Source organism: Methylobacterium sp. WL119, assembly GCF_008039875.1.
Lineage (GTDB): Bacteria > Pseudomonadota > Alphaproteobacteria > Rhizobiales > Beijerinckiaceae > Methylobacterium.
In genome coordinates this window covers 1-1,084 of the sequence record NZ_VRUU01000235.1, presented here as the reverse complement: position 1 = coordinate 1,084, position 1,084 = coordinate 1, and the positions used below count along the sequence as shown (strand labels likewise).

The 1,084-nt window shown below is 65.0% G+C and carries 1 protein-coding gene; it reads right to left on the bottom strand.

Going from position 1 to position 1,084, the window contains the following annotated elements; translation table 11 throughout:
- The coding region (locus tag FV227_RS28620) for a PQQ-dependent dehydrogenase, methanol/ethanol family (RefSeq protein ID WP_246686696.1) at nucleotides 1–1,084 on the bottom strand (1,084 nt) is incomplete at both ends.

Below are 1,084 nucleotides of genomic sequence, written 5' to 3'. Positions count from 1 at the left end.
GTCCATGTCGACCTTGGAGGCCCAGTTGACGACCGGGTCGAACTTCTCGGCGACGAGGAGCTCGCCGGTGGCGCGGTTGAGGGTGTAGCCGAAGCCGTTGCGGTCGAAGTGGGTCAGCAGCGGGGTCTCCTTGCCGCCGACCTTCTGATCCGTGAGGATCATCTCGTTGATGCCGTCGTAGTCCCACTCGTCGTGGGGGGTCATCTGGTAGACCCACTTGGCCACGCCCGTGTCGGGGTTACGCGCCCAGATGGTCATCGACCAGCGGTTGTCGCCCGGACGCTGCTTGGGGTTCCAGGTCGAGGGGTTGCCCGAGCCGTAGTACATCAGGTCGAGCTTGGGGTCGTAGGAGAACCAGCCCCAGGTGCAGCCGCCGCCGGTCTTCCACTGGTCGCCTTCCCAGGTCTTGGTCGACGAGTCCTTGCCCACCGGCTTGCCGAGGTAGGTGGTCTTCTCCGGGTCGACCAGCATCTGGTCGTCCGGGCCGATCGAGTAGCCGCGCCAGACCTTCTTGCCGGTCTTGGCGTCGTAGGCGGTCACGTGGCACTGCACGCCGAACTCGCCGCCCGAGATGCCGACGATGATCTTGTCCTTCACCGGCAGGACCGTGGCGGTGTTGGTCTCGCCCTTCTTCGGGTCGCCGTTCACCACCGACCAGTTCACCTTGCCGGTCTTGGCGTCGAGCGACACCACCGTGGTGTCGGCCTGGTGCAGGATGATCGCGTTGTCCGAGTAGGCCAGGCCGCGGTTGACCGTGTCGCAGCACATCACCGGGATCACCGACGGGTCCTGCTTGGGCTCGTACTTCCACACGATCTTGGCCTCGTGGTCGAGGTCGAGCGCGTAGACGATGTTCGGGAACGGCGTGTGGACGTACATCATGTTGCCGACGACGAGCGGCGAGCCCTCGTGGCCGCGCAGAACGCCCGTCGAGAAGGTCCAGGCCACCTGGAGGTTCTTGACGTTGCCCGCGTTGATCTGGTCGAGCTTCGAATAGCGCGTGTTGGCGTAGTCGACCGTCTGCAGCACCTGCTCGGCCGGGTTCGCCAGATGCTTCATCAGATCGTCGTTCGCGATCGCCGGG